Consider the following 26,575-nt stretch of genomic DNA (forward strand, 5'->3'; position numbering starts at 1 on the left):
ATGAGTGCAATCGATAAATTCGTCGATGCAGTTATTAATTCAGATAATGACTATCAAGAGTTAGATCGAATCTACTTAACCAACTGCGTTCGTGCTTTAGTTGGGGATGAATGTTCCATGAATGCTAAGAACCTGCTGATGACTCGCGACGCTTTAATACAAACTGCAATTCAAAATAAAAAAATCACTGATACACTGACTGACAGAGAAATCCTCAGCGATCAACTGATGGACTTATATACACCTACTCCATCACACATCAATCACAAGTTTTGGAATCTCTATCAAAAATCTCCCGAAGCTGCGACTGATTACTTCTACGAGTTAAGTTGTGACAATGATTACATAAAAACCAAAGCTATCGCCAAAAATATTTCTTATACATCCGCTACCGATTACGGTGACCTTGAGATAACCGTCAATCTTTCCAAACCTGAAAAAGATCCCAAGGCAATTGCAGCGGCTCGAGATCAGGTTCAAACTGGTTATCCTAAATGTCAATTGTGTATGGAAAACGAAGGTTATTTAGGTCGCTTAGGCTACCCAGCTAGAAGTAATCACCGTATCATCCGCTTCATGCTTGGCGGAGAAACTTGGGGATTCCAATACTCTCCTTATGCTTATTTCAACGAGCACGCCATCTTCCTTTCACAGACACATCGTCCGATGATCATCAATCAACACACACTAAATAATTTATTAGAGATCACCAAACAATTTCCACAGTATTTCGTCGGCAGTAATGCTGACTTACCTATCGTCGGCGGGTCGATGTTATCTCACGATCACTACCAAGGTGGACGCCATGTCTTCCCTATGATGAAAGCACCGATCACAAAAGAAATTCACTTACCAGTAGGCGGTGTATCTGCCGGTATCGTCAAGTGGCCATTGTCAGATATTAGATTGAGTAGTTCTGATCCTGACAAATTAGTCACGGCTGCGCTCTTGATCCACGAAAATTGGAAGTCATATTCTGACGAAAAAGTAGACATTCGTGCCTACACTGACGACACCAGACATCATACTGTCACACCGATTGCTTATCGCAAAGATGATCAATACATCCTTGATATCGTCTTACGCGACAATCAAACTTCCACAACTTATCCCGATGGTATTTTTCATCCGCATCAACAATTTCAACATATCAAAAAAGAAAATATCGGTTTGATCGAAGTCATGGGACGAGCAATTTTACCAGCTAGATTAAAGACTGAATTAGTTGAAGTAGAAAAATACTTGCTTGATCAACCCAATGAAATTGCGGAATATCACAAAAAATGGGCTGATGAGATCGATAAAAAATACGACATTACATCTGACAATGTTGGAAAACTGGTCAATCAAGAGACCGGCTTAGTCTTCTCACATGTATTAGAAAATGCTGGAGTCTTCAAGTGGGACGATGAAGGTCAGCAGGCCTTTGATGAATTTATTGATAGTTTAGAGGTGAAATAAATGGCAACGATTCGTGATATTGCAAAAAGGGCCGCCGTTTCTCCTGCGACAGTTTCTCGAGTTCTAAATAATGACTTGACCCTTTCAGTTACCGATGAAACTCGTTCTAAGATAGTAAAAATTGCTGAAGACTTGAATTACTCCAAAGTCAGTCGCAAAAAACAATCTCGCATCGCATTGGTTCAATGGTATTCAGAATCAAAAGAGCAAGATGATATTTATTATATGGCGATCCGTGAAGGAATCGAAAAGAAGATCCAATGCTTCAACTTCGATATCGTAAGAGTCTTCAACAATGATTTAAGCAATATTGATGGTGACATCGACGGTATTATAGCTGTGGGCAAGTTTAGTCTTGAGCAAGTAGATGATATGAAGCAATACTCCAAAAATATCGTCTTCATCGACGATGATCAATTTGAGAATAATTTTGATACCGTTCTGACGGACTTCAAGTATGGCGTCCGTAATGTCTTAGATTTTTTCATTGACCAAGGTATCAAAGATATCGGCATTATTTATGGTGAAGAAAAATCTACCGATCAATTGCGAACGGTCACTGATAAACGATTCGATTACTACAAAGATTATCTTACGCAAAAGGGATTGTTTAACGCTGATTATTGCTTCAAGGGTGATTATTCCAAGAGTTCTGGTTATGAACAGATGAAAAAGGCGATTGCCAAACTGGATAAACTCCCCTCGGCATTTTTTATCACCAACGATCCTATGTCTGCCGGTGCGCTAAGGGCACTACAAAAAGCTAATATCTCAGTGCCTGATGATGTCCAAATATTCAGTTATAACAACACTTCAGTCGCAAGCTATGTTAATCCCGAATTAAGCTCAGTCGCTGTCCCTACCATCGAAATGGGTGCCGCTGCAGTACAATTGTTATACAGCTTGTTATTCAATCCTGATCATGTTTCGTATAGAATGGAATTGGCTACTAAGTTGATATTTAGAGATAGCACTACAAAAATCGAAAAATAACCACAAAAAAAAGACAAATTCATTAAGATTAATCTCTTAAAAATTTGTCTTTTTGCATTTAACGTATTTAATAATTATGCTTCCAATGACTTAGGATCGAAATCACGAGCAAATTCTGACAAGTGAACCAAGTTTCTTAGGAATTCATGTGTCGTTGCTTCATAATGGTATTTCAAACCTAATTCATAAATATAGCCGTTGATATAATCGACTTCAGTCGGACGACCTTTTGACATATCTTGATACATTGATGGGAAGTGGAGTGGATTAGTTGTCGTACTTACATACTTAATCGTCTGCCACTCCTCCTCACGTGTATTCAACAGCTTAATATCAGCACGTTCACATACATCAAATGCTTCATTGATAAGTTGTCGTCCTAATTTTTCCGCAGTATCCCCTTGGATGTACTCGCCCATTCGAATCTGGAACATTGTACATAATGTATTGATAACTGAATTAAAAATAACTTTTGCCATCAATGTACCCAAGAAGTTAGTAGTAAGTGTTGGGTTCAGATTTGCCTTTGTAAATTCTTCTACGATTTGATTTGTGGTGTCATCGGGTTGTTCTGTTTGATTAGCCATGTGCATACTACCAGCACCAGAAGCACCAATGAAATCAACATCCCCAGGTCCATTCAAAACTGTACCAATCAATGCTGTTCCACCAATAACCTTTTCAGGTTTGAAATACTTATTCAATTTTTCAATATGTCCCATTCCGTTCATTGGACTAACGACATATTGATGGTCTTTAAAACTTCCTGCTGTGCGTTTTAGTGCATCTTCCAATTGCATTTGTTTTGTGAATACGATCCAGACATCGGGGTCGCCATCGTATTCTTCGGGGGAATAAATATTGACGGGCACTAGATGTTTATCTTTTCCATCTCTCGATACATATACTCCATTTTGCTCTTTGATCTTATTGATCTGTGTATCCCAGATTTCAACGAAATCTACTGGGAATCCAGCCTGTTGTAATAGGACTCCATATCGCAAGCCCATTGCTCCTGCTCCTAAAACTGCATATTTCATAGTGTGCGCCTCCATTTAGTGATTACTGGCAATTATTAGACAAATTATAATAATTGTCAATGTGTTTTTAATCTTTTTCTTAGAAAGAGTTGACTTAACAGTCGTATAAGCACTATCATACAAATTAACTTTTAAAATATTTTTTTAATAAAGGAGAGATTTTTTATGGCAAAAGCAGATGCATCAAAATTAGATTGGAATAATTTAGGATTTGAGTATATGGACCTTCCGTATCGATACACAGCCCATTGGAAAGATGGCGCATGGCAAGACGGCGGTCTTACCGAAAACAGTACCCTTCCACTAAGTGAAGCCGCAGTTGTACTTCATTATGGTCAAGGCGCATTCGAAGGAATGAAAGCCTACCGTACCCCCGACAATAAAATTCAACTGTTTAGACCCGACCGTAATGCTGCCCGTTTAAAGAATTCAGCAGAAAGACTACTTATGCCAGTATTCCCCGAAGACAAGTTTGTTGACGCCGTCAAACAAGTTGTTAAAGCTAACGCTGACTTTGTACCACCTTATGGTACAGGAGGCACACTCTACATTCGTCCTCTACTCATTGGATCAGGCGCAACTATTGGTGTGCACGCTGCTCCAGAATATACATTTACAGTCTTCGCAATGCCAGTTGGTAGTTACTTTAAGGGTGGCATGACACCTGTTAACTTCACAACTTCTCAATATGACCGTGCCGCACACAAGGGTACTGGTCAATCTAAAGTTGGTGGTAACTACGCTGCATCTCTATTGCCAGGAGAAAATGCACATAAAGATGGATTCGCTGACTGTGTATACCTTGACCCCGTTAATCATCAAAAGATCGAAGAAGTTGGTTCAGCTAACTTCTTTGGTATCACAAAAGACGACGTCTTCGTTACACCTAAGTCACCATCTATCCTCCCATCAATCACTAAATACTCACTACTATGGCTCGCTGAACATCGCCTCGGTCTAGGTGTTGAAGAAGGCGACGTATACATCGACCAATTGGATCGTTTCAAAGAAGCTGGAGCTTGTGGTACAGCCGCTGTCATCTCTCCTATCGGTGGTCTGGAACACAATGGTAAACTACACGTCTTTTACAGTGAGACAGAAGTTGGTCCTGTAACTAAGAATCTATACGACGAACTAACAGGTATCCAATTCGGTACTGTCGAAGCACCTGAAGGTTGGGTCCAAGTGGTAGAATAAAGCCAGTAATTGCTAGACAATAAATCAAAAGGAATCGTGAACATGAGAAAATTTGGAATCATCGGTGTCGGACACGTTGGTGTTACCGTCGCTTATACCTTAGTAACCAAAGGAATCGCTGACGAATTAGTTCTTATTGACAATAAGGAAGAAAAAGCTGTTTCTGAACAACTTGATTTGCAAGATGCAATCGCTAGGCTTGATACTAGCACGATCATCAAGATCCAAGATTATTCAGAATTAAAAGACGCAGATATTTTGTTCCTAACTGCTGGTAAGGTAGACGCAGCTAAAGAAACTGGTAATCGTTGGGCAGAATTCGAGTATACCAACGCTATCGTTAAGGAAGTTGCTCCTAAGATCAAAGCCTCTGGTTTCAATGGCATCATCATCGATACAACTAATCCTTGTGACGCCATCACCCAATACTTACAGAAGTCAGCTGGTCTGACTACAACTCAAGTTATGGGAACTGGTACTTTCTTAGATACAGCCAGAATGCAACGTGTAGTTGCGGAACAATTCGGTGCTAATCCTAAGAACGTAACTGGCTACACACTTGGTGAGCACGGTGACTCACAATTCGTTGCTTGGTCAGGTGTACGTGTCAACAATCACTCCCTAGTAGATTTTGCCAAACAACAAGGCAAGGATCTTAATTACGATGATCTTGAAGAAGAAATCAGAAAAGGTGGCTGGGCCGTATATCAAGGCAAGGGTTATACTAGCTTTGGTATTGCCACATGTGCAGTCAAGCTCGCCCAAGCAGTCCTCTCTGATGCCCAATTCGAATGTCCTGTATCTTGTTACAATGAAGAATTCGATACCTACATTGGACAACCAGCCGTAATTGGTAAGAATGGTGTAGAATTCGTTAATGAAGTCACACTGACTGATGACGAAAAAGCTAAATTCAAAAATTCAGCTGAAACTATCAAAGAAAAATTCGCTACAATGTAAAAAAATGTGTTGATGGAAATTAATCCACCAACACATTTTTTTGTTATGCCATTTTTACTTTGCTAGTAATTTTAGATTTGTTCAACAGCATTGAGCTAGTTACAACTGACAAGGAACTGAATGCCATTGCTAATCCTGCTAATTCTGGACTCAAGGTCAAACCAATACCAACGAATAACCCTGCGGCTACTGGAATTCCTAGAACGTTGTATATAAAAGCCCAGAACAAGTTTAGCTTGATTCGATTGAAAGTCTTCTTGCTTAGTGCCAAGGCACGATCAACATCTCTCAAGTCATTCTTAACTAAGACGATACCACCTGATTCGATGGCGATATCTGTTCCTGAACCCATGGCGATACCAACATCGGCAACTGTTAAGGCTGGAGCATCATTGATACCATCCCCAACGAATGCTACTTTACCTTCTTGTTGCAATGCTTTGACATGGTCAGCTTTGTCACTAGGTAGGACGTCAGCAATAACCTTATCGATACCAACTTGGGCAGCAATTGCATCCGCTACACGTTGATTATCTCCTGTCAGCATTACTGTCTTCAAACCACGAGCTTTAAGATCGGCGATTGCCTCTTTGGATGTATCCTTTGGAGCATCCTGAATGGCGATCAAACCGATAACTGAATTATCTACTCCCACGAACACTACTGTTTTTGCTTCTTCTTGTAACTTGATGACCTGTGCTTGTAACGATTCCTCGATCTTTACATCTGCTAGTAATTTGTCGTTACCAACAAATGCTTTCTGACCATCAACGATTGCTTCGACACCCTTACCCTCGATCGCCTTGAATTGGCTGACCTTAGGGATAGTGATGTTCTCAGCATCAGCTTTTTTTACGATTGCTGATGCAAGTGGATGCTCAGATGACTGTTCCAATCCTGTCGCAAATGTCAAAACTGTCTTCTTATCTCCAACGATATCAGTCACTTCTGGCTTACCAACTGTGATCGTACCAGTCTTGTCGAAGACTACGGTGCCAACTTCGTTAACTGCTTCTAAGACTTCACCGTTCTTGATCAAGATACCCATCTTGGCTGAACGACCCGTTCCAACCATCAAAGCCGTAGGTGTGGCTAATCCCAGTGCACAAGGACAGGCGATAACTACCACAGCCACTGCGAAGATCAATGAGCTGGCAACCGATGCGTCCAATAAGACGTACCAAGCCATAAATGTAAGTATCGATAAGATCAATACTACGGGAACAAAAATATCTGATACCTTATCAGTCAAGTTTTGAATTGGAGCATGACTGTTTTGGGCTTTTTTAACTAATTCAACAATCTGTGACAACATCGTATCGTCACCGACTTTTTCAGCTCTAAACATAAAAGTCCCATTACTATTGATAGTTGAACCAATAACTTTGTCACCGATTTTTTTCTCAACTGGCATACTTTCACCAGTGACCATGGATTCGTCGATCGTTGATGTTCCCTCAGTGATAACACCATCAACAGCAACTTTTTGACCAGGTTTTACTCGAATGACATCTCCCACTACTACCTCAGATAAAGGGATTTGAACGAGCTTGCCATCGCGCATAACTTCAGCATCCTTAGCTTGTAAGTCAACCAGCTTTTCGATGGCATTTGAAGCATTGTTTCTCATTCTCTCTTCGAACACTTGTCCTAGAAGAACAAAAGTCGTAACAAAAGCGGCACTTTCAAAGAAAACTGCCTGATTAGTAGCCATTGCATAAATACTGTAAACGTAAGCTGTTAGAGTACCGATAGCGACTAATGTATCCATATTTGAGTGATGCTTTGTAAAAGATGCCCAAGCGCTTTGCCAGAACGGACGAGCTGATACCATCATGATGACTGTCGTCAGGATCAATTGTGTCCAGTTACCTCCCGGCAACATCCAACCAAATGGCATCATGATCATATTGAGTAACATTGGTAATGAAAAGATAAGTGAGATCCAAAAACGTCTTGTAATAGTCATTACGAGATCACTACCTTCCCGAAGAACATGTCCATGCCGCAGCTAAATTCAAATTCTCCAGCTTGATCGGTTGGTACGTCAACGGTCTTAGTCACATTGATAGGTAAGTCTTCCTCAAAACCTAAGGCTTTAGAATGTACTACATCTAAGCAACCTTGATCTTTAGTTCTTGTAAATGAAATTTTTGCGGGAACACCTTGTCTCAAATTAACAACTTCTGGATTGTAGCCCCCTGCAACTTCAACTGTGATTTCTTGTGTGTTTTCGCTCATAATAACATCCTCCGATTATTTACTTGATAATTACTTTTCCATGGAACATATCCATACCGCAAGCCCACTGATATTCCCCAGCCTTGCTAGTGTCGATTTCGATTCGTTGTTCTTCATTAATTGGTAAAGCTTGATTGATACCAAAATCTGAAAATACTACTCGGTCCAAACAGCTAGACTTATCTTTTCTAGTGAAATTTAGAATAGCTGGGACACCTTGCTTCAATACTACTGTTTCCGGTGAATAACCACCGTTAACCTCTACGTCGATACTCTGTGAGTCGTTCGCCATATCCGCTTCCACTTCAGCAACTTCATGCTTACCGAAGAACCACCATACGATGAAGCCTATAATAACGAAGCCAACTATCACTACTGCAATCTTTGTCAAAATCATTCCCCCATTTCTTGTTTACATCTGTAATCGTTAAATTCATTTTATTCCTAGTGTCTACATTTGTCAACACAAATATTTTACAAAAAAATAAAGCCACATCCTATTAGGGATATGACTAAGTTTTGACTACACTATTTGATTCAAAATATCGTTCTTATACTTCATGTATTCAGCATCCATATCGTTAGAAGCAATATTAAAATATGGATTCTTGGTTATCTTGATCGGCACTCCTTTGTCAGGCGTCATGATCGCGATTCGATTACCTAACTTGATGGCCTCATCAATATCATGTGTGATGATAAAAAATGTTAGATGCAACGATTTCCACAGATCCAAAATAACTTGGTGGATATCATTGCGAGTAAATTCGTCTAAGGCACCAAATGATTCATCAAACATTACTAACTGTGGTTGATTTGCCAAGGCTCGCGCAATAGCGACACGTTGCCGCATTCCACCTGACAATGAGAAGACATAATCATCCCTCTTGTCAGCCAATTGAACTTGTTCGAGTAACGTATCAACTCGCTTCTCGATCTCTGCCTTGTCGATGTGTCTCATCTTCAAACCAAAGCCAATATTATCAGCCACATTGAGCCACGGATAGAGGGCGTTGTCTTGGAAGACTACTCCGATTTTCCAATCAGGACCAGTTACCAATTCGCCATTTAATAACACTTCACCTGATGTTGGAGGTAGATAGCCTGCGATCGTGTTGAGTAAAGTACTCTTGCCACAACCTGATTTTCCAATCACAGTGATGATCTCTCCGCGATTGATATCAAGCGATAGCGAATCTATCGTTGGCTTATCTGCCTCTGGATAAGTAAGCATCAAATCCTTTACTTCGATAATTTTTTCCACTTATTTATCCCCCAATTCCGTCACATATTTGTCTGCAACGAATTTACTGATTTCCTTTTTGCTAGGTGCATGATCGATCGTCTGTTGTTGCGCCATGAACTTACCTGTAATATACAGTTGCTCCTGAAAAGTCTTCGACAAAAACTTTTGATTTTTCATTTGTTTAGCCGTCAGCCACTTGGAAGTTCCGATTTGGGACTTAGCTTCATTGTATCCCAAGTCATTTTGCTTAGCGGCAGCAGTGATGATTGCCTTTGGATCACTCTGAATCTCTTGATGAGTGCGATTCAATTGCTTCAACAGACCTGCGACTAATTCTGGGTGGCTACGTTCAAAGCCGCCCCGCACCAATGTCACATTAGCCGTGATTCGATTTTGATTACGTAGATCCTCACTAGTGATCAAGAAATGACCATTCTTCAACATCGGAGTCAGTGTCGGTTGCCAAGTATAGGCGGCAGAAATATCGCCACGATTCCACGCCGCCACGATGTCTTGAGTATCCATATCTAATAGTGAGACCTTATTCAGCAGATGGTGTTTCTTCAGCGTCATCATCAAACTGTAATGAGAAGTCGAGGCAAAAGGTGTCGCGATCCGCTGACCTGCCAAATCTTGAAAATCCTTAATCCCGCTACCATTGCGGACTACCAATCCTTCGTTGTTGCCTAAAACGTCATTTGCCCAGATCAATTTGGCATCGATCTTCGACGACATGGCTACAACAGCATTGGTATCACCCATCGTCGCAAAATCAATATCACCAGAGATCAGTGCCTTGTTGGCATCAACTCCGGAATCGAAAATAATATATTTAGTTTCGATATGTTGTTTATCAAAATAATTTTTCACGTAATCTCGTTGCCGAGCTGCGGCGACGTCATTTGGTACTTGTAAAATACCAATCCTAACTTCACTAACTTTTTTTGGGTCGTCCTTTTGCTTTGAACACCCTGACAGGATCAACAGAGCACTGAATAAGACCGCCAAAAGTTTGATTGTCTTTTTCATGATTTACCACTCCAAAAGACGATCTTTCTTTCGATCAGCTTCAATAATTGATCTAAGATAACGCCAGTTATTCCCAAGATGATAATACCAACGAACATGACGTCACTCTTTAGATATTTAGAAGCGTTGATGATCATCCAACCGACACCGTATGTGGCCGCAACCATTTCAGCCGCAACAACTGTCGTATAAGCCATCCCGATCGCAGTTCTAAGTCCCGTGAATATATCCGGTAAGGCCGAAGGAAAAATAACATGGAAGAAAACTTGAGTTTGAGTTGCTCCAAGAGATTCGGCACTCTTGATGTAATCATCATTGACCTTGCGAACGCCAGAGATACATGCCAAGTAAATGGGCGCAAAGGCTGCTAAGTACAAAAGCACTACCTTAGAAGTCTCGCCGATACCAACCCAAAGGATCAGAATCGTGTAATAAGCCAATGGTGGAATCGGTCTAATAAATTGAATTATAGAATCAAAGATCGAATAAATAACTCTGATCCGTCCACTGATCAGTCCCAATGGAATAGCAGTGATGATCGCCAAAATGACGGCACTGAATAGTCTCATCATAGTAATGGCGAAGTGATACCACAAGGGAATCCCATTGTATCCATACTTGCACAAGCCGATAAATGTAGAGATGACCCGTTCAGGACTAGGTAATAATATTTCAGGTGTAATTTTAAATGTTGTAACTAGTTGCCAAACGACTAGTAATATCAGCCATGTGGCAACGGTGATCGCCCAATAGGGTTTCTTCTTGGTTTTCATATTTCCCCCCAAAAAAATAAGTCTAAATCTGATAGTTCGTTAATAAATAGCAATAAAAACAGGGCTGAGACAGACATCATCACAGCCCCTGTTACTATTTAAACACTAAAGTAATCAAAATATTACTCCATAATTGAATCTCTGTCCTCTGTTTGGTCACGGTAATATTCGTATGCAGCTATTCCTAGGTATGATCCCATAATATTATAAATATTCGTATATCCTAAGTTACCTAGTGCACGAGTTACATTGTAACCACGTTGACTAGTTCTGCAGTGGATATAAACAGGAACATCATGTGGAATTTCATCCAATCTGTCTCTGAATTGACTCAATGGAATATTGACAGTACCTTTGATACGACCTGCTTTGTATTCGCCGGGTTCACGAACATCAATGATCTTAGCACCTTTTTCAACTAAACCACGGACATCTGACATAGGAACTTGTTTGAACTCACCATTAAGAACATTTGTAGCAACCAAGCCTGCCATATTAACAGCATTCTTAGCTGTACTGAACAATGGTTGGTAACATAATTCAAGATTTTGTAAGTCTTCAACGTGTCCATGCATGGTGATCATCGTTGCGATAATATCCACTTGCTTGTCCACTCCACTCTCACCTATGGCTTGAGCACCCAAGATTTCACCAGTTGATTTGCCAAAAATCAACTTGAAGAATAGTGGTTTAGCACCTGGCATCAAGCCAACTTTATCTTGTGGGATGACCATAGCAACTTCGTAATCAATATTATTGTCGATACATTGCTTCTCATTCAATCCAGTTGAAGCAGCGTTCATCTTAAATAATCTGATCACTTGTGAGCCGATAACTCCACGTTGCATGATTGGTCTTCCATAGATATGATCGATCACGCCACGAGCTTCCATTTGAGCTGGAAATGCTAGTGCGAGACGTTGTTTCTTTCTGGTGATCATATTTGTTACTTCAATGGCATCACCAACAGCATAGATATCAGGTAGGTTAGTTTGATATCCTTGATCGACTGCGATCGAACCAGTGCTACCCAATTTAACACCGATCTTTTCAGCCAAGTCTGTATGTGGTTTAACACCAATAGCTACAACAACTGCATCAGTTGGAATAGTTTTTCCAGATTGCAAAGTAACATTTTCATCTGAGATTTCTGTTACTCCATCATTAACGATCAAGTTAACATCGTTATCGATGATTTCTTTTTGGAGAATCTGAGCCATGTCGTCATCCAATGGAGCCATAACATGTCCTGCAGCTTCAACAAGCGATACGTTCTTGCCAGCCTTTTTCAAGTTTTCCATTACTTCAAGACCAACGAAGCCACCGCCGATAACAGTCAAATTCTCGGCGTCATTGTCCTCAATGTAAGCTGACAAAGCTTTGATATCCACAACATTACGAACTGTAAAGACGTTCTTATTGTGAATACCTTTGATTGATTCAGGCAAGATAGGATCAGCTCCTGGTGAGAGAACTAGCTGATCATAGCTTTCAGTTCTAGTTTCACCACTGTTCGTGTCCTTGATGGTAGCCGTCTTAGCCTTATAGTCAACATCGACCACTTCACTGTTAACCTTAACGTCAAGATTGTATTGGCTCTTGAATTCCTCAGGTGTTCTCAAGACAATACTATCGGCATCAGGTACATCGCCACTCAAATGATATGGCAAAGCACAGTTTGAAAATGCAACGTTTGGTCCTTTTTCATAGACCGTAACTTCAGCGTCCTCATCTAGTCTTCTAACTCTGGCAGCAACTGAAGCACCGCCGGCAACTCCACCTACTACTATTACTTTTCTACTCATTATTCTTTCACCCTCCTTAGCTCTAATAATACGCTTACATTACCGATTTAGTACATAGTATGACGCAAATTTGTTTAATATATTGCATTATTGCTGTAATCGCTTGACTAACTTGCATTGAAAGTAATTAGTCTCCTATCTCTAGTCAAAAAATGATAATATGAAACTACTAATAAACGAAAGAGGGATTTTTAAATGAAGATTTATTTTGCGAACGGATTATTTTCTGAAGCAGATCGCTTATACAATGACATGGTTGTAAAGAAAATTCGTGATATGTCCGATGATATCGAAGTATATTTACCTCAAGAAAATGGTGATATCAACGATAAGATGAATTACGCTGATTCAATCAAAATTGCACAAGAGGACAACAAAGAACTTCTTTCGTCTGACATAGTTGTTGCCGTCTTGGATGGTGACACAATGGATGACGGTGTTGCGACTGAGATCGGTTTGGCATACGGTAAAGAAATTCCCGTTGTCGGTCTCTGGACAGATCTACGCCAACATGGCTTCAATAATCCAGCAAAACTAGAAGCCGTTAAGACTATTGGTGAAAATCCATTCAGTTACATCAATAACTATACGATCGGCTTGATCAAGATGAATGGCGTTGTTATCAATACGGTCGATCAACTCTTGGTTGAAGTTAAAAAGTACCTCTAATATTTCAATAGTGTTACATAAGCTTTACAGTTGGATTATACCTAATTTACGTTTAGGTTATATCCAACTTTTTTTGTCTTATCCGTTATATGATGTTTCTCGGTTAGAAAAATTAACAAATACGTTTTTATTATCTAAGGGGATATATCTTTTATGAAAATCAAAAGTTTCGCTGCTTCTATATTAACTGTTGCTTCACTTGCACTAGTAACATTAGGTTCAACATCAACTGTGCAAGCTGCTACGGTTACTACTCAAGCTACGTCAGGTGTTCTTTACATCAGTAATGAATCTGGCGCTCGCATCTACGGAACACCTAATACAGACAACGGAATTACTGCTACTGGTGCCAGCCTTACCAATAATTCTGCTTGGGCTTACAGTAAAGCCGCTTCTGTGAATGGTGAATTGTTCTACGCTGTTGGTAAAAACCAATGGGTAAAGGCTTCAGATACATCATCACAAGCTGCATCTACTCAAGCAAATACACAATTGAATAAAATCATGTACGTTAAAGCTAACGGTCAAGTAAATCTATATAGCTCAGCTAACAACGGCTACTTCACAGGTAACACTGTTACTGGTGGTTACGGTTATACAGTTTACGAATCAGCAACTGATGCCAATGGTCAAGTTTGGTACAATGTCGGCCAAAACCAATGGGTTAATGGTCAATTCATGTCAGACGATAACGTTAAACAAACACTTACAATGAACGCAACAGCTTATGATCCAGCTGTATTAGGTTCAAGCATGGGTTACAGTGGTGTTGCCGCTAACCTATCAAAATTCCCTAAGGGAACTCATTTGAGAATCACAGACGGTAACGGTACAGTTTATGATCGTGTTGTCAACGATACTGGTTTGTTTGCTTATAGCAATCCCAACCAATTAGATATCGCAATGCCTAACTCACAAGCATTACAATTCGGACGTCAAAACGTTACAGTTGAAGTTTTAGGATAATATCAAAAAGCCAAATTTCATCAATTAAGATGAAACTTGGCTTTTTTTGTATCCTCACCTGACGTTGATGGTAGACTATTATTTTTTACGCAAGTGCAGTTCAGTCAGTTCACCGATTTGGGTGCGATCGACCACCGTTAGTCGCTGTGCGTAGTCGCCAGTCGGAAACAGACGCTTACCACTACCTAGTAACACTGGTACAATCTGTATCCAAAATTCTGAGATCAGATCTGCCTCTAATAGTTCTGCGACGATCTGACCACCACCAACTATCCAAATACCGCTACCCGAATCTTTTTGTAGACGATCCACTAATTCAGCTACCGGTTCAGCCACAAAATAAGTCTCAGCTGGTGCCGGTATTTGTGGATGGTGGGTCAAGACGTACTTAGTCTTGCCGGGATACATTGGTTCGTCACCCAATTCTTTACTGGTCCATTGATAAGTAGTGCGACCCATGATCAAGGTGTCAAAGAGTGGTTCGAACTGTGAGAACGTTTCTTTATCCTCTAAGTTGGAAGCTAGCAACCAATCCAGTTGATCATTATCAGTGGCTAAATAGCCATCTAGACTGATTGCTCCGTAGAAATACACTGGTTGTTTCATCGTTTTTCCTCCGTTTTGGTCAGTATAACATTTGTTAACTAATAGAGGCGTAGAAGCATCCGGAAGGGTGTTTCTACGCCTTTTAGATTAGTATTAGGTACAATGTAAAAAAATGTTTTTAAAGATGTTTAAACAAATCTGTTGTATTTAATATAATTCCCTTTATAATTATGGATGAACATAGCTCTGCTATTGGGAGGGAAATTTATGAATTCTAACAAATTTGTTCTGACGCTGGATGATCTTCAAGATAAAGATGCTTCATTCTTAGAAACAATTTTTTCAATTGCCAATGGTCACTTCGGTGTCCGTGCCAGCAATCCGATCACCGATGCCGAAAATTTCGACACTCTGGTCAACGGCTTCTATGAGACATCTCCAATTCACTACGGTGAATCTGCCTATGGATATGCCAAATTCAATCAGACTATTATTAATGTGACTAATTTACGTCACATAAAAATCAGTAACGATACCGGTATCGATTTCAATAAATCCGAGTTAATATCAATGAAATTAGATATGAGAACGGGTACATTGACTGAAGATTATCATCTGTTCAATTTAGCCAATGATGAGATCAAGATGGAGATAACTTCATGCATCAGTCAGCACAATCGAAATTGGTATACTATCTCTTATCGCTTCAGCCCTATCACTTATCACGGGAAATTATCGGTCAGTAAATCAGTTTTATTCGATACCACTGCCAAAGTGATCAATTCTGATGACCCTCGTAAATCCAACGTTTCCTATCCACTGTCAATCTACGGAGAACGCAAGGCGATGAATTCGTACAGCTGTATCTTAACAACTAAACAATCTAGTTTGACCGTTCCATTCACTATCAGGACTGCTGATCCACACGACCAATTGATCAACATGAGTCTTGATTTGAATCAAGAACCGACCCTTTCATATGTTGTCGGAATCGGCAATATTTCCAAAACTGGCGATGTGGAACCCTTACCTGAACATTCAATCGCAGAAATAAACGCTGATGCACAAGAGTTTTGGAGTAATGTCTGGCAAAACTCAGAAGTCACTATAAAAGGAGCCGAGCAGCTGAATACGGCTATCCTATATAATATTTTTCAATTGAACCAGTCCGCCGGTAAAGATGGTAAAACTAGTCTAGCCGCCAAGGGATTGAGCGGTACTGGTTACGAAGGACACTACTTCTGGGATACCGAGACTTACGCCCTACCGTATTTTTCATACACTTCACCAAAGATTGCCCGCCGTATCCTTAAGTATCGTTACAGTACCTTGCCACAGGCTAAGAAGCGTGCCGCGGAATTAGGCGTAGCGAGCGGTGCCTTATTCGCTTGGAGAACCATCAATGGTGAAGAAGCCTCGGCGTTTTTCCCAGCCGGTACAGCTCAATATCATATTGATGCGGACATCGCCTACGCGGTTGATTTGTACTGGAAGTCCAGTGGCGACTTCGATTTCATTGAAAAATACGGCTTCAAGATCATACTTGAGACTGCAAGATTCTGGGCCGCTTTTGGTAATTGGAACCAAGACAAGTTCGAGTTCTGGTCAGTAACCGGTCCAGATGAATATACCGCTTTGGTCAATAACAACTATTACACCAATCGAATGGCAAAACACAATTTATCGCTAGTTAAAAAATACGCCGATATGTTAGTTAAGAAACATAATATTCAAATCTCAGATTACGGTACTAATATAGACGAAATAATTAATTTGAATAAAATTTCTCAGGCCGTCTGTCTCCCTTATGATGCTGACAAGCAGATCAACGCTCAAGATGATAGCTTCTTGAGTAAACCACTCTGGCCATTCGACGAAGTTCCTAAGGATAATTATCCACTATTGCTACATTACCATCCCTTGACCATTTATCGCTATCAAGTCGCCAAGCAAGCCGATACCATCTTGGCAGAATATCTATTCCCCGATGAAATTTCCAGTGACCAATTAAACCGTGAGTACAATTACTATAATGCCGTCACTACGCACGATTCTTCATTATCTAAGTCAATCTTTGGAATCATTGCCGCTCGAATGGGCAAGCCAAGTGTGGCTTTTGAGGCATTTCAGGAGTCAGCCTTTACTGACTTGTTGAACATTCATAATAATACAGACGATGGCTTGCATATGGCTAATCTAGCCGGTTCTTGGTTGTCAATTGCTTCAGGATTCTCAGGGATGAAATTGTATGATGATCATATTTCATTTGCCAATCATGTGCCAGAACAGATCAAGAGTTTCAGTTATCGTATCGTGTATAAGGGTAGCTTGTTGGAGATAACTCTTGATCATGAAACTTCCAAAGTTACACTTTTGAATGATAATCCTGCTAGGATCAATTTATGTGGACAGGATGTTATTTTGAACTCGGAGTGTTTGGATATTGAGGTGTGATTTGTTTTGGTACTAAAGTAAGGATATATTTCTATTAGTTAATCGAATATTTAATTTTAACAAACTAGTTAACCTATTATTATCAATCAGTCAGATAGATGTGGATAATCCCATGTCTATTTTTTTGTAATTTCATCACAAAATTAATTACTAATATTTATGTGTAAATTTTCGTTGGCCTTTTTATTTTTATTGACATTCACTATCCGTAGATATATTATTTCCATAGATAATAAATATCTACGCAACTAAATTATTTCAAGGATAAATAAGGAGAAAAAATGAATATAATCTTATTAGGTGGCAATGGATATATTGGCACTGCCGTAACTGAAGAACTTTTAAAACGCACGGATGCAGAAATATACGTCACTTCTAGAGGACAAAAATTAAAGATCATCAATGAACGAGTACATCTGATTCAAACCGATTTAAGTAGTGTGAACGAAATATTGCCACAACTACCTGAAAAAGTGGATACGATTGTCGACTTTATCGGTGCACCGGACAAGGACCTGGGCAAGTTAAAGCAACTCAATGAACTACCAGTCGATTTCATGCTGGAGCTAGCAAACCGTTTAAACGTAAGTCAACTAGGTTATATCGGTGGTAAACTAGGACCAAAGTCATTTACACAATTAAAGTCGGCCTTGATTCAAAAATTACGCGCAAGTGGTCGTAGATTGGCATTAGTTGAACCAAGCGTAGTCTATGGTAACGGTCGCTCAGACTCCATCACTAAAATGGTTCCAATCTTAAAATTATTAGGTGTATTCTCAAAAAAATTAAGACCCAGTTTAGTAACCGAAGTCGCCAGTGAGATGGTAGATCAATTAACAGAAAAGTAGGTGTGGTATTGAAAATATCTAAACAATTCGAAGAAGCAATTTACGTGTTAATAATTTTAGCAACGCAAAAAGACCAAGAGTCTATCAAGAGCAGTGTCTTGAGTGAGCTATTAGAAGTGTCAGATTCATCACTAAAAAAATTGCTTAGAAAGTTAGTCGTAGCTCAAATGATCGAATCATATGCTAGTAAAGATGGCGGATTTCATTTGAAAAAGGACATCGGTTCGATCAACTTAGCGGATGTCATGTATGCCGTAGAAGGTAAACAACCCATAAACTATCAGATCTCCAACCTAGCTGATAAAATCTTTGATGATCCCAACCACATTCAACGTAGCAAAGAGTTCGTGACGACTAGTTTGAATCAGGCCATCAACGGATTTGATGATAATTTAAAACAAGTCCATTTGGATCAGTTGATCCCTGAAAATCGCAATTTAGGTGTGGTTGTTGATTGGAGCAAGCGAAAACCGCATCATTAAATAACATCTGTGCACAGATTTTTGTCAATTCCTCGCTTGTCATAAAATAGTTTATCAAGCAAATTTACCTGCAATGGTAAAATTCATGCAAACGTTTTACTAAGATGATAAATTTTGCGTAATTAACGCAAACGATATCAGAACGAAAAGCGATCTCCCTTACTCCGAAGCGTTTTTTCGAAGCAAAGGAGATCGCTTTTTTTATTAATTACTACAATTATATTTTTTTGTATAAAAAAAGACCTCGTCCAACTGACGAGGCCAATTCTTTTTGAAGTGGTAAGATGAAATCCACTGTAGTTTCATCAACTTCTTATTTATCATTTTACTTATAAATCTGAATCTGAATCTTGCTACTGTAAAAACAAATCTTACTACTAACACTTGTTGTTCAACTAAGGATCCTAGCAAACCATGTATTGAGCTTGCGCGACTACTATATTTTAAGTCGATTTTATGTTAACTTTTGTTGCTAGTCCCAAAATGCCGTTGAACCGTACTACTCTAAGTTTTCTTTGCTCTTTATTAAATCCTACCAGCTCCTAACGGAAACAGTTAAAACTTTTAAATTAGCATCAAATTTTTTAGGGCTACAGTTCCAGGCATTTCATCTTTACCACGTCTTAAATATAACATCACTCGGAAGCGTTTGCAACAATTTTAATTAGACTTTTTATAAATTCTTTCATTTTCTTTTATCTCACTCAAATAATAGTTATCATATACGTCTGAAAGTGGCATGACATAGCCATTTAAGGCCTCTTTTTCGAAGATGCTTTCGTAGTCAGAAATACTGATTTTTTGGCGACTTTCTAACTCTTTTTTAATGAATTCGCTGTCTAAATATTCAGCATATCCGGGAACGATTTCAGCACTGTAAATCTCACCGATCGCACCTGAACCGTAGCTAAAAAGCAACAGTTTCTCATTCGCTTTTACATCACCATTGATCAAATAAGATATCAATCCGAGATACAGCGATCCAGTATACAAATTGCCGACATTGCGACTGAACGCAATACTCTTTTGATAGTGTTCAACTAATTCGGCATACTTGTCTTTCTCCATCGTACCTTCAAGTGTTCGCAATGCTTTCATGCCCATCTTCGTATATGGAATATGGAATAGCATCGTATCAAAGTCAGATGCCGAGAAGCTATACTTCTTCTGAAATCTTTCCCAAAGTGTCGTAAAGAACTCGACGTAAATTTCATTTGAGAATTTACCACGAGCAAAGGCAGTTTTAGAAAATGTCGGTCTCCAAAAATCGCCGACATTGCGGGTCATATATACCGATTGATTTTCTAATTTTAAAATATGCGGATTCTGACTAACTATCATCGCCACTGCACCGGCACCTTGAGTTACTTCACCCGGTGTTTTGATTCCATATCTAGCAATATCACTGGCGATCACTAGCGCTTTCTTATCAGGGTTCATTGCTACAAAATTATAGGCCATCTGTAAACCAGCGGTCGCACCATAACATGCATCTTTGATTTCAAAGGCACGCACGTCTTCTGGTAAATCTAACAAATCCATCAAAAAGGCTGAGATGGACTTTGATTCATCGACGCTACTCTCACTACCAACGATCACTAGACCAATATCTGAATTGTCATCTGTCAATACTCGATCAGCTGCCTCAGCTGCCATCGTAACCGCATCTTGATAAACATCAGGAACAGCTTGTTTCGATTGACCAATACCAATTGTGAATTTATCAGGATCAACATCCCTAGCATTTGCCAACTCAACTATATCGATATATTTTTTTGGTGTATAAAATCCTAGACTATCAATACCAATGTCCATTACTTATTCCTCAATTCCTTTAGAACTTTTTTTGCATTATCCAATGAGTAATTTTTTTCTTTATTCAATTGTGATGCCACGAGCCCAATCTCCGCTTCGGTCGCTCCAGCAGAAACTGCCAGAGACTTGCTCTGCAGGCTCATGTGACCTGCTTGAATCCCGGTCGTTACTAAAGCTCTCAGTGCGGCTAGACTGTTTGCCAGTCCAACCGAACCGATCACAGCACGTAATTCCTTGCTGTTAGCTATTCCCATGATGGCAAGACTCAATTGTGCCATAGGCATGGAACTGATCGCACCACCGACACTACCGATCTCTATCGGCATGATCAAACTACCGTGCAGATGACCGTCCACTATGTACCAATCGCTGAGCGGCTGGTAAGATCCTGAATCACTAGCAAATTGGTGTGTTGCTGATTCTTGCGCACGAAAATCATTACCGGTCGCTAAGACAACGGCGTCAACACCGTTCATGATACCTTTATTGTGCGTTATTGCCCGTTTAACGGACTTTTTAGCAAACTCGGTCAGTAAGACTATCCTCTGAGCAACTTCTTCACCAGACATCGTTTTAGTAGCCAAATTGGCAAAACTAACATCAGCTTGGACCTCGACTAATTGACCTGTACCACTATTCGACAATATGCTACACAGTACATCACAATTTGTTACTTCTGAAACTTTTTTGGACGTTTTTTCTAAAATCGAATTGACGATATTAGCACCCATCGCATCAACTGTATCTACACCTATTTCTAACTCCAACATGTCACCATGAACCTGAAAGTTAAGTGAACCAACCCCACCACCACGTTTGATCAAACTAGGATGAGCTGCATTGGCAAAATCAATTATGGCGGTCTTGTGTTGCTCCAACACTTGCAAAGTATCAGCATGGATAGATTCTAGAACGATCTGTCCATATACAATGTGTTCACTGACCGAAGTCGTAAATCCACCGCTCTGAAATATTCGCTTGGCGGCATTAGAAGCTGCAGCAATAACTGACGGCTCCTCGATCGACATCGGAACGAGATAATCTTTGCCATCTACTCTGAAGTCAGTCGCAAAGCCGTACGGTAGTCCGAATATGCCGATTTGATTCTCACTCAAGCTGTCAGACAGATCTTGTGACAATGGTTTTCTTGAATACAACAACTCAGCCTGTTTGCTGTCGATAATCTGATTCTCCAACAAATAATTAATACGTTCTTGATCAGTTAATTCATATAATTTCATGATAATTTAATTCCCAACGCCATACCCATACCACCACCGATACAAATCGAAGCGATTCCGGTATTTTTATCAGTGCTTCGTAACGCATTGATGAGTGAGACGATCAATTTGGCACCAGTGGCTCCAAGCGGATGACCGATTGCAATGGCACCACCGTGGATGTTCAGTTTTTCATTCGGCAAATCCAAATCTCTAGCGACTGCGACTGCCTGTGAAGCAAAAGCTTCGTTGATTTCAAATAGGTCGACATCATCTAAATTAGTTTTGTACTTTTGGATGTATTTCTTTATTGCATAATATGGTGCGTATCCCATAAAATTAGGGTTGATACCTACCTCTGTATAACCTGTGATTTCAGCCAGATAGTTCAATCCTAGTTCTGCTGCCTTAGTCTTCGTCATCATGATCAAGGCAGCGGCGCCATCATTAAGCGGTGAGGAATTACCGGCAGTTACTGTGCCCCCTTCTTCAAAGGCTGGCTTCAAAGTAGCGATTTTTTCGAGGGTGGTATTAGCTCGAATAGACTCATCTTGAGTGATCGTTTCACCATTAACTTCAATAGGAATGATTTCATCCTTCAACTTGTCCACTGAACTAGCAGCTTTCTGTTGCGACATGAAGGCGAATTGATCCTGCTGCTGTCTGGTAACTGCATATTTTTGAGCGACATTTTCGGCAGTTATTCCCATGTGTTCGTTGTTGAATGCATCCCACAATCCATCACGGAATAACGTATCACCCTTTTTGTCACTGGCTTCCAATTTACCAACACGTTTGGCGTAAAAGGGAGCATTAGACATGCTTTCTACACCGCCAGCAACGATGATATCAGCATCTCCCAATAACAAGGCATTCGCTGCTTCATGCACCGCCTTCATACCTGAGCCACAGACTTGATTCAATGTCATTGCGGTCGATTCGAATGCGGCTCCAGCGTTGATTGCAATCTGTCTGGCGGGATTTTGTCCTGCACCAGCTTGATAGACATTTCCAAAAATAAATTGATCGACAGATTTAGGATCAATTTTATTTCTCTCAAGGAGTTTTTTTACTAACTGTGTACCGAGCTCAACTGCTGATACATCAGCAAATTCTCCACGGAACTTGCCGATAGCAGTCCGCTTAGCATCTATAATTACAATTGAATCCATAAATTTGTACCCTCTCATTTGGTAGAATTACTCTAAGCTTTAATAATAATTTATCTGCTAAATAAAAACAATGAAAACGGTGGTGTTTATCTTATGAGAATCATTGACTTAATCTTATTGTTAAGTGACTTCAACCGAGACAAGCGTGTTTTTGTCGAAGTGGACAAACAAAAAACTGCAGTTGTCGATTTAGAAGCCAAGGACGATGGCGTATATTTAAAAGTTTCCGATAAACTACGAGGCATTAAAAACTGGGAATTCATCTTGTTGATGAATCAAAAAGAATATTATGAGTTACCTCTTTATTATGGTGATAAAAAAAATCATCACCAACTCTTCGGATTCAGAGTCGCTGATGATTGTATTTTGTTAGGTTGATTATTTGGTAGTTTTTTTACCTTTGCTATCTTCAGCTTCAATTTTTTTGCTTAAGTCCAAGATATACTTTTTCAATTCATCTTTAACTTCTGGATGAGTCAATCCGTAATCAATATTTGTCTTAACATAACCGAACTTATTACCAACATCAAATCTCTCACCTTTGAATTCATGAGCAAATACTCGTTGAATCTTATTCATGCGATCGATTGCATCGGTTAATTGAATCTCGTTACCAGCACCGGGTTTTTGAGTCTTCAAAAGATCAAATATCTCTGGTGTCAATAAGTAACGTCCAATTATAGCAAGGTTGCTTGGTGCTTCTTCAATACTTGGTTTTTCAACAAAATTCTTGACGTTATATAGACCGGGAGCTTGCTCGCCATCTGGTTCGATAACGCCATATTTTGAAACGTCCTTTTCAGGAACTTTCATGACCGCGATAGTTGAAGCATGTGTCTTCTCATAGTCGTTGATAAGTTGCTTGGTCAATGGAACCTTATCTGTCATCAAATCATCACCGAGCATGACAACAAATGGTTCTCCAGAAATAAACGATTGTGCTTGAGCAACCGCATCACCCAAGCCATTTGGATGAGCTTGGCGACTGTAATACAAGTTAACACCTAAGTCAGTGGTTGCTTGAACTATCTTCAACAACTCAGTCTTATTCTTAGATTCCAAATTTTGTTCCAATTCCGGAGCAGCATCGAAATGATCCTCGATGGAACGCTTATTCTTACCAGTGATGATCAAAATGTCTTCAATGCCTGAAGCTTTAGCTTCCTCAACGATGAATTGAATTGTTGGTTTATCAACAATTGGCAACATTTCCTTAGCTAATGCCTTAGTGGCTGGTAAAAATCTTGTTCCTAATCCTGCTGCTGGAATGATGGCTTTTCTTACTTTCATTACTTATCTCCTCATTTATTATTCTCATGCATCTTCAAATACATACTCAACCGGCCAGTATTCTTCCGCAAATATGGACCTTTACTTGCTTCCGCAAAACCAACATTAACAGCATTTCCAAACAGAAATATCGTTACTGACATATTGATCCAAAGCAAAAAAATAATGATTGCTCCAATCGTCCCATAATTATCCCAAGCTGATCCGAAATACTTCAAATAGTAAGAGAATAATTGCGACAAGATCAATATGCCTGCGGTAGAAATAATTGAACCGAGTAAGACATAGTGAAGTTTTAATTGAACATTAGGTAAAAAATAAAATAAAGCAAAAACGATCAAGAACATTATAACAATAGCCAGCGGCCATTTCCATCTCATAAACTCATCTAGAGCTGTCTGGAGCTCTTTTACTTCGATCAAACTGATCAGCCAATTCAAGACGGTCTGACCAAAAGTGAATACGATAATTACCACTACGGCAATAACGATCAGGAAGAACGTCATGATGAAGGCCAGCATGCGTCTAATAATATAGTTCAGAAATGTTTGGTTGACGAATAGACTATTGATGTCCAATCCATAAGCCTGGTTCATCGATAACTGTGCTGTATTCAATCCACGTGAAATGGCCCATAACGCCAAAACAATACCTATCGACAAGATGCCAGTGTTAGAACTAGTGATGACCTTTTCTATCACTGGTATAAAAGTAGAGTGTAAATTCTTCGGCAAAATGAACTCCACAAACGCAACTACCGTCGGTCGATCTAAATGTAATAATGGTATCAAGTTACCTACAATAATGAAGGCTGGAAATAAAGAGAGCAGCAGATAATACGTAATGGCTTTTGAAGCCATTGGTATATTAGCATCACTTACGGCTTGCACAACAAATTTCACAAACTCAATGAACTTTTTATGTCGCGGAATATCTTGAGCAAACACGGGCACCTGCTCATTTTTATTTTCGTCCATTTAAATCACCATTATTTCAATAGATATTTAGCGTCAAATTCAGGGTCTTGAGATGTAAGAATCTTAGGACCATCCTTTGTAATAGCAATCGTATGCTCATATTGAGCTGAATTAGAACCATCGGCTGAAACGAAATATTCCCAGCCATCGGCTTTAACGAACTTATCTTTGATCTCCCAAGTACCTAGGTTGACCATTGGTTCGATAGTGATAGTCATCCCTTCACGTAAGCGTAAGCCTTGTCCGGGTTCGCCATAGTGAGGCACATTAGGAGCCTCGTGCATTGTTGGCTGGATACCATGTCCGATAAGGTCACGGACATCCCCCATGTGTTGCTCATCTTCAACATAGTGTTGAATGGCATATCCAATGTCACCCAAGCGATTACCGATCACAGCTTGATCGATACCCAAATAAAGTGCTTTGTGAGTTACGTCCATCAAGTGTTGATCTTCATCTGAAAGATCACCCACAGCATATGTCCAGCAAGAATCACTCTCATAGCCATTCAAATTAACAGTCATATCGACCTTGAGGACATCACCGTCTTTTAAGATCAAGTTTTTGCGTGGGATACCGTGAGCAACTTCGTCATTCACACAGACACAAGTTGCATACTTGTAACCCTCAAAGCCTTTCTCTGATGGTCTCCCACCATGATCAGTTATGTATTTATCAGCGAAATTTTCAATTTCCATTGAAGAAATTCCCGGTTTGATAATATCTCTTAATCCAATGTGAACATTAGCGAGTAGTTCACCAGATTTTCTCATACCTTCTATTTCACGTGCAGATTTTAATGTAATCAACTTTTTGCATTTCCCTTCAAAAAAAATAAAGTCGTTATTATTATAACATTGTCCAGTATTTTCATTTAGATAGTTGTTTATTTTTGCTATAATGTCTCAAGAATATAAATTGAGAGGCATTGATATGACAAAAGTAAAAATCGTTTTTGCTAGTATTACTGGCAACGATGAGGATATCGCATACGTCCTAACGGAGAAATTCGAAGAATTGGGCATGGACGTTGATATGAGTGAAGTTTCACAGACAGATGCTTCAGACTTTGAAGACGCTGATATTTGTGTTATTGCAAGCTATACCTATGACGATGGAGTTGTGCCTGAAGAGGCATTAGACTTTTATGAAGATATGAAAGACCTTGATTTGACTGGCAAAATCTACGGTTCCTGTGGTTCTGGCGATCATTTTTATGAGGACTTCTGCCGTGCGGTTGACGAATTCGCTGATGTTTTTGAGGAAGCCGGCGCAACCAAAGGTGCTGACCCCGTATACGTAGAACTAGCTCCAGAGCAAGCTGATATAGATGACTTAGATAAATTTGCGGAAACAATTGTGGAAAAAGCTAAAGAAATGGATGACTAAAC

26 protein-coding genes are annotated in these 26,575 nt (G+C 39.7%); 11 read left to right on the forward strand and 15 right to left on the reverse strand.

Translation table 11 applies throughout. The features are described from left to right. Positions 1–1,461 carry a UDP-glucose--hexose-1-phosphate uridylyltransferase gene (locus AC27FM_RS06725; protein ID WP_487086970.1) on the forward strand — a complete coding sequence of 487 codons (1,461 nt, stop codon included), beginning with the start codon at positions 1–3 and terminating at the stop codon, positions 1,459–1,461. Further along, positions 1,462–2,454 (forward strand): LacI family DNA-binding transcriptional regulator, encoded by a 993-nt coding sequence (locus AC27FM_RS06730; protein WP_487086971.1) that lies wholly within the window; start codon positions 1,462–1,464, stop codon positions 2,452–2,454. It begins immediately after the preceding gene. Between the two features lie 74 nt (positions 2,455–2,528). Here the strand turns inward: AC27FM_RS06730 and AC27FM_RS06735 are convergent, their stop codons facing one another. Further along, on the reverse strand, positions 2,529–3,494 hold the full coding sequence (locus AC27FM_RS06735) for a ketopantoate reductase family protein (RefSeq protein WP_487086972.1): 966 nt from the start codon (positions 3,492–3,494) through the stop codon (positions 2,529–2,531). Positions 3,495–3,659: 165 nt separating this feature from the next. Here AC27FM_RS06735 and AC27FM_RS06740 point away from each other — a divergent pair, with 165 nt between their 5' ends. Further along, positions 3,660–4,691: a branched-chain amino acid aminotransferase gene (locus AC27FM_RS06740; protein ID WP_487086973.1), complete on the forward strand. Its 1,032-nt coding sequence runs from the start codon at positions 3,660–3,662 to the stop codon at positions 4,689–4,691. A gap of 42 nt (positions 4,692–4,733) precedes the next feature. Continuing rightward, entirely contained in the window at positions 4,734–5,651 is a 918-nt protein-coding gene (locus AC27FM_RS06745; RefSeq protein WP_487086974.1) for an L-lactate dehydrogenase, read from the forward strand. A gap of 43 nt (positions 5,652–5,694) precedes the next feature. Here AC27FM_RS06745 and AC27FM_RS06750 read toward each other — a convergent pair whose 3' ends face one another. From AC27FM_RS06750 to AC27FM_RS06780, 7 genes are all read right to left on the reverse strand, one after another. Then, positions 5,695–7,620: a copper-translocating P-type ATPase gene (locus AC27FM_RS06750; protein ID WP_487086975.1), complete on the reverse strand. Its 1,926-nt coding sequence runs from the start codon at positions 7,618–7,620 to the stop codon at positions 5,695–5,697. After that, positions 7,620–7,892 (reverse strand): cupredoxin domain-containing protein, encoded by a 273-nt coding sequence (locus tag AC27FM_RS06755; protein WP_487086976.1) that lies wholly within the window; start codon positions 7,890–7,892, stop codon positions 7,620–7,622. The genes AC27FM_RS06750 and AC27FM_RS06755 overlap by 1 nt, the downstream gene beginning before the upstream one ends. 19 nt (positions 7,893–7,911) lie before the next feature. Next, complete coding sequence (locus tag AC27FM_RS06760; protein WP_487086977.1) at positions 7,912–8,289, reverse strand: cupredoxin domain-containing protein; 378 nt, start codon at positions 8,287–8,289, stop codon at positions 7,912–7,914. A 126-nt stretch (positions 8,290–8,415) separates the two neighbouring features. Then, positions 8,416–9,156, reverse strand: a complete 741-nt coding sequence (locus AC27FM_RS06765; protein WP_487086978.1) for an ABC transporter ATP-binding protein — start codon at positions 9,154–9,156, stop codon at positions 8,416–8,418. Further along, entirely contained in the window at positions 9,157–10,167 is a 1,011-nt protein-coding gene (locus AC27FM_RS06770) for a taurine ABC transporter substrate-binding protein (RefSeq protein WP_487086979.1), read from the reverse strand. Then, the gene (locus AC27FM_RS06775) at positions 10,164–10,940 is read right to left on the reverse strand and encodes an ABC transporter permease (RefSeq protein WP_487086980.1); all 777 of its coding nucleotides are present in this window, start codon (positions 10,938–10,940) and stop codon (positions 10,164–10,166) included. Before AC27FM_RS06775 ends, AC27FM_RS06770 begins: the two co-directional genes overlap by 4 nt. A 122-nt stretch (positions 10,941–11,062) precedes the next feature. Continuing rightward, a complete protein-coding gene (locus AC27FM_RS06780) occupies positions 11,063–12,745 on the reverse strand; it encodes an FAD-dependent oxidoreductase (protein WP_487086981.1) in 1,683 nt (560 codons plus the stop codon). A 195-nt stretch (positions 12,746–12,940) separates the two neighbouring features. On the opposite strand from AC27FM_RS06780, the gene AC27FM_RS06785 reads away from it, so the two are divergent. Beyond that, a complete protein-coding gene (locus AC27FM_RS06785; protein ID WP_487086982.1) occupies positions 12,941–13,414 on the forward strand; it encodes a nucleoside 2-deoxyribosyltransferase in 474 nt (157 codons plus the stop codon). Positions 13,415–13,567: 153 nt separating this feature from the next. Beyond that, positions 13,568–14,380 carry an SLAP domain-containing protein gene (locus AC27FM_RS06790; protein WP_487086983.1) on the forward strand — a complete coding sequence of 271 codons (813 nt, stop codon included), beginning with the start codon at positions 13,568–13,570 and terminating at the stop codon, positions 14,378–14,380. Positions 14,381–14,458: 78 nt separating this feature from the next. Here AC27FM_RS06790 and AC27FM_RS06795 read toward each other — a convergent pair whose 3' ends face one another. Next, positions 14,459–14,986, reverse strand: a complete 528-nt coding sequence (locus AC27FM_RS06795; protein WP_487086984.1) for a dihydrofolate reductase family protein — start codon at positions 14,984–14,986, stop codon at positions 14,459–14,461. 207 nt (positions 14,987–15,193) lie between these two features. Between AC27FM_RS06795 and AC27FM_RS06800 the strand changes: the two genes are divergently transcribed. From AC27FM_RS06800 to AC27FM_RS06810, 3 genes are all read left to right on the forward strand, one after another. Then, positions 15,194–17,380: a glycoside hydrolase family 65 protein gene (locus AC27FM_RS06800; RefSeq protein ID WP_487086985.1), complete on the forward strand. Its 2,187-nt coding sequence runs from the start codon at positions 15,194–15,196 to the stop codon at positions 17,378–17,380. Positions 17,381–17,661: 281 nt separating this feature from the next. Then, positions 17,662–18,228: an NAD-dependent epimerase/dehydratase family protein gene (locus AC27FM_RS06805; protein WP_487086986.1), complete on the forward strand. Its 567-nt coding sequence runs from the start codon at positions 17,662–17,664 to the stop codon at positions 18,226–18,228. 8 nt (positions 18,229–18,236) lie between these two features. After that, positions 18,237–18,710, forward strand: a complete 474-nt coding sequence (locus tag AC27FM_RS06810; protein WP_487086987.1) for an RrF2 family transcriptional regulator — start codon at positions 18,237–18,239, stop codon at positions 18,708–18,710. 660 nt (positions 18,711–19,370) lie between these two features. Here AC27FM_RS06810 and AC27FM_RS06815 read toward each other — a convergent pair. Genes AC27FM_RS06815 through AC27FM_RS06825 form a run of 3 tightly spaced genes read right to left on the reverse strand, consistent with a single transcriptional unit; the run spans position 19,371 to position 22,917 of the window. Then, positions 19,371–20,525, reverse strand: coding sequence for a hydroxymethylglutaryl-CoA synthase (locus tag AC27FM_RS06815; protein WP_487086988.1), 1,155 nt, complete (start codon positions 20,523–20,525; stop codon positions 19,371–19,373). Further along, positions 20,525–21,766, reverse strand: coding sequence for a hydroxymethylglutaryl-CoA reductase, degradative (locus tag AC27FM_RS06820; protein ID WP_487086989.1), 1,242 nt, complete (start codon positions 21,764–21,766; stop codon positions 20,525–20,527). The genes AC27FM_RS06815 and AC27FM_RS06820 overlap by 1 nt, the downstream gene beginning before the upstream one ends. Beyond that, positions 21,763–22,917 (reverse strand): thiolase family protein, encoded by a 1,155-nt coding sequence (locus AC27FM_RS06825; protein ID WP_487086990.1) that lies wholly within the window; start codon positions 22,915–22,917, stop codon positions 21,763–21,765. The genes AC27FM_RS06820 and AC27FM_RS06825 overlap by 4 nt, the downstream gene beginning before the upstream one ends. A 93-nt stretch (positions 22,918–23,010) precedes the next feature. Here AC27FM_RS06825 and AC27FM_RS06830 point away from each other — a divergent pair, with 93 nt between their 5' ends. Then, a complete protein-coding gene (locus AC27FM_RS06830) occupies positions 23,011–23,295 on the forward strand; it encodes a hypothetical protein (RefSeq protein WP_487086991.1) in 285 nt (94 codons plus the stop codon). On the opposite strand, the gene galU is transcribed toward AC27FM_RS06830, so the two are convergent. Genes galU through map form a run of 3 tightly spaced genes read right to left on the reverse strand, consistent with a single transcriptional unit; the run spans position 23,296 to position 25,993 of the window. Continuing rightward, positions 23,296–24,207 carry a UTP--glucose-1-phosphate uridylyltransferase GalU gene (gene galU / locus AC27FM_RS06835; RefSeq protein ID WP_487086992.1) on the reverse strand — a complete coding sequence of 304 codons (912 nt, stop codon included), beginning with the start codon at positions 24,205–24,207 and terminating at the stop codon, positions 23,296–23,298. Positions 24,208–24,218: 11 nt separating this feature from the next. Further along, a complete protein-coding gene (locus AC27FM_RS06840; protein WP_487086993.1) occupies positions 24,219–25,184 on the reverse strand; it encodes a YihY/virulence factor BrkB family protein in 966 nt (321 codons plus the stop codon). 11 nt (positions 25,185–25,195) lie between these two features. Further along, a complete protein-coding gene (map, locus tag AC27FM_RS06845; RefSeq protein WP_487086994.1) occupies positions 25,196–25,993 on the reverse strand; it encodes a type I methionyl aminopeptidase in 798 nt (265 codons plus the stop codon). Positions 25,994–26,117: 124 nt separating this feature from the next. Between map and AC27FM_RS06850 the strand changes: the two genes are divergently transcribed. Then, positions 26,118–26,573, forward strand: a complete 456-nt coding sequence (locus AC27FM_RS06850) for a flavodoxin (RefSeq protein ID WP_487086995.1) — start codon at positions 26,118–26,120, stop codon at positions 26,571–26,573. Positions 26,574–26,575: the final 2 nt, after the last annotated feature.

It is taken from the genome of Companilactobacillus sp. y65-5, assembly GCF_057541095.1.